General features: G+C 65.9%; 2 protein-coding genes and 2 pseudogenes. All 4 read right to left on the bottom strand.

All coding sequences use genetic code 11. The features are described 5' to 3' along the window. Positions 1 to 41 precede the first annotated feature (41 nt). On the bottom strand, positions 42 to 932 hold the full coding sequence (locus tag GA0061099_RS38200; protein ID WP_074448619.1) for a DUF7007 domain-containing protein: 891 nt from the start codon (positions 930 to 932) through the stop codon (positions 42 to 44). Further along, on the bottom strand, positions 929 to 1,405 hold the full coding sequence (locus GA0061099_RS38195) for a hypothetical protein (protein WP_074448618.1): 477 nt from the start codon (positions 1,403 to 1,405) through the stop codon (positions 929 to 931). Before GA0061099_RS38195 ends, GA0061099_RS38200 begins: the two co-directional genes overlap by 4 nt. Before the next feature lie 91 nt (positions 1,406 to 1,496). Next, a pseudogene (locus GA0061099_RS38190) lies at positions 1,497 to 3,182 on the bottom strand (ParB/RepB/Spo0J family partition protein). Between the two features lie 244 nt (positions 3,183 to 3,426). Further along, a pseudogene (locus GA0061099_RS38185) lies at positions 3,427 to 8,507 on the bottom strand (Eco57I restriction-modification methylase domain-containing protein); the annotation flags it as partial.

Here is an 8,507-nt window from a genome sequence, read left to right as displayed (position 1 = left end):
CTCCATGCGCGAAAGCTGGGTGAGGCGTTCGGGGGAAGCCTTCATGGCGACGTCCTTCCCTGCCAGCCGATGAAGCTCGATGGCCCGGAATAGACGGGGTGGCGGGTCTCATCGACGACGAAGCCGAAGCAGCCAATCCGATACTCGTCGGACGGGACGAGGAAGCGTCGCTCCTCAGTGCCCGCGCCGCGTCTGCCGCCCGGCGTGGCGACGACTTCAACAAAGCCCGGCTGTTGAGCCGACGTGATCGCCGACACGACAATCCAGTTGCCGGCGTGCTCCTTCTCGAAGCCGCTCCGATCCTTCTCACGGGATTCGCCGGGCTGCAGCACGATCCCGAAAATCGCCTCCCACGCATCGGGCCAGCTATCCTGGATGGTGCGTTCGGCGCAGCGCTGCTCGTAGCCGGTGAACAGATGCGGGAAGGTCAGCGCCACGATCGCCCAGGCCTCGTCTTCCTCGTACCAGCCGCTCGGCGCACGCAGTATAGGGTTGACCTTACGGTTGCGCTCGGCCGAGAGGTGGAAGCCGCCGTGGCCCGCCGTCGAATGGCGCACGACGCCTTCCGCATAAACGGTTGCGCCCTGCGACGGACCCCATGGCGTATTAGCATTGGAGCCGGTGTCGCGACGTCCGAGCGCACGCTTCTCGCGCTGATGCTCGGCGTTCTCCAAGACCTTCGTCCGAAAGGCCGCCTCGTCGGCAAGCCCGCCGGAATGGCCGTAGAAGTCAGAGCGCTTCCATTCGGGGATCCGCCGCTTGATGCGCCAGCCGGTCGCGAGATAATGGCGGGCGTCGCGTCCCGGCAACATGGCGAAGGCCGTGTCGCCAACACGAGCGACGAGATAGCCGTCGCTGCTGCGGCCGAACTCAACCTCCGGAAATCCAGAATTCGAGTCCGTCACGGCGGTGAGGGGTGAGGGTGTCGTCATGCGGCCGTCCTCCCCTCCACGACGTCGGCTGCCGGCGCATCGGCGGTCACCTCGTCGAGAACCGCATCCGGATAGCCGTGGCTCTGCAGCCAGGTTTCGGCCTCAGTGCGGCTGCTGGCGAGATGGACGAGTTCGGCGTCCTCGCCGGGTCGGCTGAGCACGCGGATCGCACCGACCCTCGGGCGTTCGGTCACGACGAACCTCAGGTCGCTGTCGACCGAGAAGGTCCGGTGAACGCGTAGCACCACAACACCGCCGCCGCCATAGTCGCCGGCATGCAGCGTAATGGTGGCGCCAATGACGGTGTTGCCGACGCGGCATTCTGCCTGCTTGCGGATCAGCCGTCCGCCGCTGTTGCGGTGTTCCCAAGCCGCGAGCTTCTTGCGGTGCCGCTCCGGTGGCCGCGGCGTGCCGTCGGAAAACTGTATGATAGCTCCGAGCGGGACGAGGTCGTAGATCAACTGCGCGGACATGGACGTCCTCCTGTTCATGGGTGTTGGAAACGAAGCCGCCGCCGACTAGGCCGGCGGCGGGCTGTCATTCGGATTGGCGATAGCGGGCGGACTATTCAGCCGCCTCACGGAACGACCCGTCATCTGAGGCTTCGCCGCTGTCCGCGTCGCCAGCGTCCGGATCCTCGACTGGTCGTCGGCCTCATCGGCGGCAGTGACGGCGTTCTTCGCCAGCCACGCCAACAAGTTGACCTTATCCGGAGCGAACAGCGCTGCCGGATAGACGAAGCTGCCTTCCTTGAAGTGCTCGACCAAAGCGGCGCGGGTGTCCTTCACCTTCTGGCGCGGGAGAATCGACGCGTCCTTGCACGAGCCTTCGAGCGCAGCGCGCGACAGGCATGAGAGGAAGTCGTCAGTGCCCATGTTCGGCAGGAAGTTGTCCGCGCCGACGACCTCGCCGGCGACGCGCGCAACGATGCCGCTGTCGGTGCGGTTTTCCCGGCACGAGAGAACCTCAACGAAAATCGAGCGCGCTGCTACGCGGAGCGTGTCCATGTTGAGGACGAGCTTGCCATCCTGATCGAACAGCGTTGCGGCATGGCGCGCAAGGCGCCGGTTGCCGTAATAGGTGCCGCCGCTACCGGAATCGACCGAGACGTTCTGGCCCGCGAAGGCGAGGATCAGCAGCGCCATCAGCGCATCGTCCCCGACGGGCGCGCGTGCCAACGCCTCATGGAGGGCGTCGGTTCGTAAGTCGCCGATGATCTCGACGCCCTTTGCGCGTCACGTCGGGACGCGGCTTCGAGATGGCTGTGCTCTCGTCGGCAGCGTCAGTGCCGGCCGCCGTGCCCTTGTCTTTCGACTTCTTCGCCGCTGGCAGGCGATAATGCACGCTCTGCACGCGGCCGTCACGGTCGAGATACATCGCCGTACAATCCGACTTCGACGGCTTGCCGTAGACACGCTCCGCCTTTGGCGGCAGCTTGACCTCGCCCCAGTTCGTCGTCTCGGCAATAATGCCCTTCTTCGGCAGGTTGTTCGCCATCCATTCCTGCTGCGCGCCGAGGAACGCCTCGACATCTGTGGTATAGCGGCTGTCCTCGTCCGCCGGCGCGAACAGGTCCTCGACCCACTGAATGCCGTAAGCCTGGGCGAGGTCGTCACCGAAGCTGGCGTGGCGTGCGTACATCCGGACCTTGGTCAGGGCCTGTGCCACGCTCCCCCACGACACCTGCGGATCTGCCTGGGAGGGCTTGTGCTTCTTCCAGACCTCCTTCTGCTCATCGAGCGATGCCGAGGCGATGGTGCGGAGCTGGCGCTCGTCGGGCATGTCTCCCTTGGCCATGTGGTCGAGCATGGCAGGCAGCACGTTCGCGAGCAGGCGGAGCTTCCTGATCTGCCGGACGGGCAGGGTCAATGCGACCCCGATCGCCTCCTCGGTCCAACCCAGTGCGACGAGGCGTTCGATCGCACGCCACTGGTCGACGGGATTGAGCGCTTCGCGTGCGATGTTTTCGATCATCGAGCGCATGGCGCCGTTGTCGTCCGCCGCCTCGTCGACGAGGACGTCGATCTCCTCGAGGCCGGCAGCGATCGCCTGCTTGACGCGGCGATGACCGGCATTGATGACATAGCCGTTGCCGCCGCCGGTCTCGGGCGTGATGACGGGCGGCTGGACGATGCCGACGGCCTTGATTGTCGCGAGCAGCAGGGCGTCGGCCTGCGGCGTCGAGTTCGTCTGGCGCATGCGGTCGGGATTTTCGTTCAGCGCACGCGGATCAATCTTGATGAGTTGCATGGGACTTCTCCTGTTCGGTTCGCGGACCCCGCCTTGCGGGTCCTTCCTCGTCTTCTTCCCGAAGACACCCACGGGCCCCGCGGAGCGGGCGGGCCGGCACAACCGTGGCCGAGCATCCCTGCCAGGCCGGACAAGCAGGGCTTTCAGCCCTGCGAAGGACGACGGGCTGGGATCGCGCAGGCGGCGGTTGAGCGTCAGCGTTACCGGCCCGGCCGATCTGCGAGCGGGCATCCCTTCCATCTCATTACGCTGCGATAGCGCTTTCGCCCGCGCCCTCCACATCCGTCGCAAGGGCTTTCTCGACCTCCGCCAATTGCCGGCGCTTCTCGGCGAGATCGGCTGCGAATGCGAATTCGCCGTCCTCGCACGACCGGTACGAGACGAGCCGGCGATGTGCGTCGGCGAGACGCTGGCGATAGCGCTCCCGCTCGCCCTCGAAATCGTCGAGCGCGTGCTCAAGACGGGAGATTGCGCCGAGCGGCGTCACCGTGACGGGCAACTCGATCTCATGCGCTTCCCCGGTCCGGATCAGCATGGTGGTGTACCGATAGCCGTCACGGCCGTAACGCTCGCCGGAGTACTCGAGGTCGAACCCGCCGATCATGGCGATGATGGTCTCGCCCTCCTGCTGGAGCTGAACGAGGGTCAGGATTTCCTTCATCAGCGCGCGGCCGGCCTCCTTGCGCTCGACATGGCGCTTGCCGGCCACGGTCGCGGCGAAGGCGTCGCCGGCGGTCGGAACAAGGCGCTCGATATCCTTGCCGACCTCCGCGATCCGCCGCGTCCAGAACTCGATGTCGCGTTCCGCGTCCCGGATCTGCCGACGGACGGCGTGTTGGTCGTCGATATGCGCCGCGCGCAGACGCTCGAGCCGCGCGATGTCGGCTTCGAGCCCAGCCTTTAGCATCAGCCGCTGGTCGCCGCTCGCGATCGCCTTGGCCATCGCGAACTGATTGGCCTGGCCTTCACCGAGGTCCTCGAGCCGGCGGATCGACGTGTCGCCGGAGAGCGCCGCGGCAATGAAGCGAGCCTTGCGCTCGTTGTTCTGCCACATGCTCGCGTCGAGCGAGCCTTCGGTAGCGTAAGCGAAGATGTCGATCGCGTCGTGCTGGTTGCCCTGGCGCTCGATCCGGCCCTCGCGCTGCGCGATCTGCGACGGTAGCCATGGCACGTCGAGGTGATGGAGGGCCTTCAGGCGAAGCTGCGCGTTGACACCCGTCCCCATTGTATCTGAGGAGCCGATCAGGAAGCGGACCTTGCCAGCGCGCACGTCGCCGAACAGACGCTGCTTGGCCTCGGACTTCCTGAAGTCCTGCATGAAGGCGATCTCGGACGGCGGCACGCCCATGCGGACGAGCTCGTCTTTGATCCAGCGATAAGCCGAGAAGCCGCGCGTCTTCTCGACGCTGACCGTTCCGAGGTCGGAGAAGATCATCTGCGCGGCGCCAGGGAGTTCGTACGGCTTGCCGTCGGCGCGCACATAACTGTTGTCTGACGTCTCCTTCCAGATGCGGAAGGCGTTCCCGACGAGAAGATTCAGCTTGTTGCTCGGCTCGTTATCACTGTCCGGATCGACCAGACGCAGGTCAATCGCCGCATGCCGCCCGTCGGTGATGACGGAGAGCAAGATATCGTCGCCTGGCTCCGGCGGCCGGTCGCGCGTCTCGATCGCCTTGATCCGCGCGTCGAGGAGGACTTGGTAGCGCCTGAACGCCGGCGTCGGCTTTGCCGTCAAGATCTGGCGCTTGCCCGTCGAGATCGCCGGGACCTTCACGTATTGCCGCAGGTCCTCCGGCATCACTACGTCGGCGAAGGACCGGAACATGGCGATCAGCTCGGGGACATTCACGAAGGTCGCGAAGCGTGTGACCGGCTTGTACCTGCCGGACGGCTGGAGCTCGAGTTCCGTCGAGACGTCGCCGAAAGTCGAGGCCCAGGCGTCGAACTCGTGGAGCTTGCGATCCAGAAGTGCCCCGTATCCGAGATAGCGTTGCACCGAGAACATCTCACCGAGCGTGTTGGTAATCGGCGTGCCGGAGGCAAGCACCAGCGCCCGCCCAGGATTCTTGGTCTCGATGAAGCGCGACTTCACATATAGATCCCAGGCGCGCTGCGAGCCGTTCGGATCGACGCCCTTCAGCGTCGACATATTGGTAGCAAAGGATAGCTTGCGAAACTCCTGCGCCTCGTCGACGATGATCTGGTCGACGCCGATCTCGGAGATGGTCAGGAGATCGTCCTTGCGGGTGGCCAGCGCTTCGAGCCGTTCCTTCAATCCCTCCTTCAGGCGCTCGAGGCGTTTGCGCGAGACGCAGTCGTCGCTCTCGACCTTGGTGAGCAGCGTCTCATAGAGCTCGAGCTCGTCCTGGATCATCTGCTGCTCGAAGGCCGATGGCACGCCGATGAAGCGGAAGGCCGAATGCGTGATGATGATCGCGTCCCACGTCGCGGTCGCGGCGCGCGACAGGAAGCGGTGCCGCTTGTCCTTGGTGAAGTTGGTCTCATCGGCGACAAGGATGCGGGCACCGGGATAGAGCGCCAGGAACTCGCGCGCCGCCTGCGCCAAGCAATGGCCGGGAACGACTAGCATGGCCTTAGCGACCAGCCCGAGACGCCGTTGTTCCATGATCGCGGCTGCCATCGTCATCGTCTTTGCCGGCACCGACGGCGTGGGCGAGATAGGTCGCGCCCGAGGCGATGATGCGCCAGATGCCGCGCTTCTGATGTTCGTAGAGAACGAAGGCGCCCGAGGTGCCCGGCAATTTCAGATGCGATCCGTCGAAGGCGCGCGGCACGATGTTGTTGAAGCGATCATTGTAAACCCGCGCCAGCCGGTCGGTCCGATCCGGATCGGACCAGATCCAATTCTGGAAGGCGGTCTTGATCTTCGAGAGCTTCTCCTTCGCCGCCTCGGTGTCGACGACGTTGAGGACCCGACGTTCACTGTCGCCGTCTTTGATGGTGTCGAAGATCTGCGGGACGGAGGAGTTGAGCGCATCAGAGAGAAGCTGCCCGGCGTGCCGCCGTTCCGTGCCCCATTCCGACGTGCCAGCGGCCATCCAGCCGAGCTGCCGGGCCTCCACGGTCCACGACGCCAGTTCCGGCATGTGGTGAATCCTGATCTCCGCGCCCATCGTTTCCTTGACGAAGGCGACGATGTCAGCGGCGGGACTCCACGGCGCGCCGAGACGCGCGGTGATGTCCGAGGGCTGGAGGTCGGCAGGCTGCACCTCCTGCAGCGCCCTGACGTTGCGCCCATAGGCCGGATCGAGCGCGGCCGCGGCCTCCGCTGCCGCAAGCTTCGACCGGACCGCGCCCGACAGATAAGCGTCGGCGGTCTGCCACGAGCCGCCGCTGAGATCGCGGAAGATGGCGCTGCCGAGCTCGGCAATGACGTGGTCCGCGTCGCGGTGCACGAGCTCCGCGATGTGGTCGGGGTCGACATGACCGCGCTCGTTGAGAACGACGGCCAGCGCGTCGGCGGCGCTGGTGATGACGGGCGGCGCCGGTGGCGCGATCACCCGCTCGGTGAAGATTGGACCCGGCTTCGCCGTATCCGACTCGAGGTCGTTGTCTTCGATCGAGGCCACCAGCCAGCAGTCCGGATCGTCCAGGAATGGCTGGAGGTTCGGCCTGCGGTGCGTTTCGCGGACCTCACCGGTCTCGTCGTCCTCGGCCGTCGACACGACGGTCGTGTTGATAGGCCCGAAGGCGCGCACGAACTTCGACCACGCGATGCGTAAGCGGACCTGCGCATCCTTCCAAGGCCGGTCGAGCTCCTGGCACTTCAGCACCTCGCGGACCGCGTCGCGGATCGGGATCAGCCTCTGGATGATCCGAGCGTGCTTCTCCGGGATACCGTCGGCACTGCGGCCCTTGCGCAACCTGACGGCAACTGGCTGGCCGTCAAGGATCTGCGTCAGGCCATGCCGGCTGTCGAGCAGATAGCTGCCCTCGCGCGCTGTGCGGCTCGCCGAGCTGTCCGACTGCGCCGGCACGGCCTCGTGCTCGCCGTCAGGGTCGACCGCCTACGGTTGGCCGTCATAGATTGCGACAGGAAGGAGGCCGATCGCATCGTCCAGCGCGGTCGCGAGGTCTGCGCCGTCATTCGGCAGGCAGGTGTAGGTCTCGCCAAACGGGCCGGAGGTCAGCGCGTGCGCGCCGAGCACAAGGTGGCGATGGCACGCGAACCAGCGGTTGACGCGAATTGCGCCCTCGTCCTCGGTCGCCGGGCATACTTCATCCAGGTCGAGCCAGGACAGGTCGCCTTCGGGCTCGCCGTACTTGCGCCGCCGGAAGAACAGGATGTCGACCACGACGTCGGTGCCGGCATCGGCGCGGAAGCTACCCTCCGGCAGACGGATGGCACTGAGGAGATCGGCGTACTTTGCGATCTGCACGCGCGCCGAGCCATCCGCCTTATCCATCGTGCCGTGCGACGTGACAAAGGCGGCGAGACCGCCCGGCTTCAGCAGCTTGATTGCCTTGACGATGAAGTAGTCGTGGAGTCGCAGACCGAGCGAGCGCAGCGTGCGGTCCGAGCGGACGGTGCGATTGGAGAAGGGCGGGTTGCCGATCACAAGGTCGAACCGCGTCGGCAGCTCGGTGCGCGCGAAATCGCCGGTGACGATCCGCGCCCGGGGCTGCAACAGCCGCGCGATGCGCGCCGTGACGGGATCAAGCTCGACGCCGGTGACGTGGGAGACCTCGCGCAGAACCGGCGGCATCAGCGCCGGAACCATGCCGGTGCCGATGCCGGGCTCGAGCACGCGGCCGCCGCGCCAGCCGAGGCGCAGCAAACCCGCCCACATCGCCTGGACGATGAACTCCGGCGTAAAATGGGCGTACTGGGTGCAGCGTGCCAGCGAAGCGTAGTCAGCCTCATCGACCGCATCCTGCAGGTCGGCGCCGATCTCGTCCCAGCCCTTTGCGAATTCGGTTTCGCCCGGTCGGCGGAAAACGCCATTGGCGAGCTCTGAGGCGCCGAAGCCGGTAAAGCGGATCAGTTGCCGCTGCTCCTCGACCGTCGCGGGGCGCTGCTCGGCCTCGATCTGTGCGGCGAAACGAACTGCGGCGATGGTGTCGCGGGCGCGCTGCTTCCAGCCCGTTGCGAGGCCGCGTCGCGCCGGAAAGATAGAAATTGTCGCCGCGCTTGCGGGGACCGTCCTCGGAGCGCCGCGCCCATTCGATCACCGGTCCAGTCGGGGCCGGGGTCGACTGCGGCGGATCATCCTCATGATTGTCGGCGCCGCCGAAATCGGCGGCGAAGGCCGTGACGCCTAGGCCGAGGCTGGATGAAAGGGCGGTATTGCCGAAGAGGTCGAG

Source organism: Bradyrhizobium yuanmingense (assembly GCF_900094575.1).
In the GTDB taxonomy this organism is placed as follows: Bacteria; Pseudomonadota; Alphaproteobacteria; order Rhizobiales; family Xanthobacteraceae; genus Bradyrhizobium; species Bradyrhizobium yuanmingense.
This window is presented reverse-complemented; position numbering and strand designations above follow the sequence as displayed.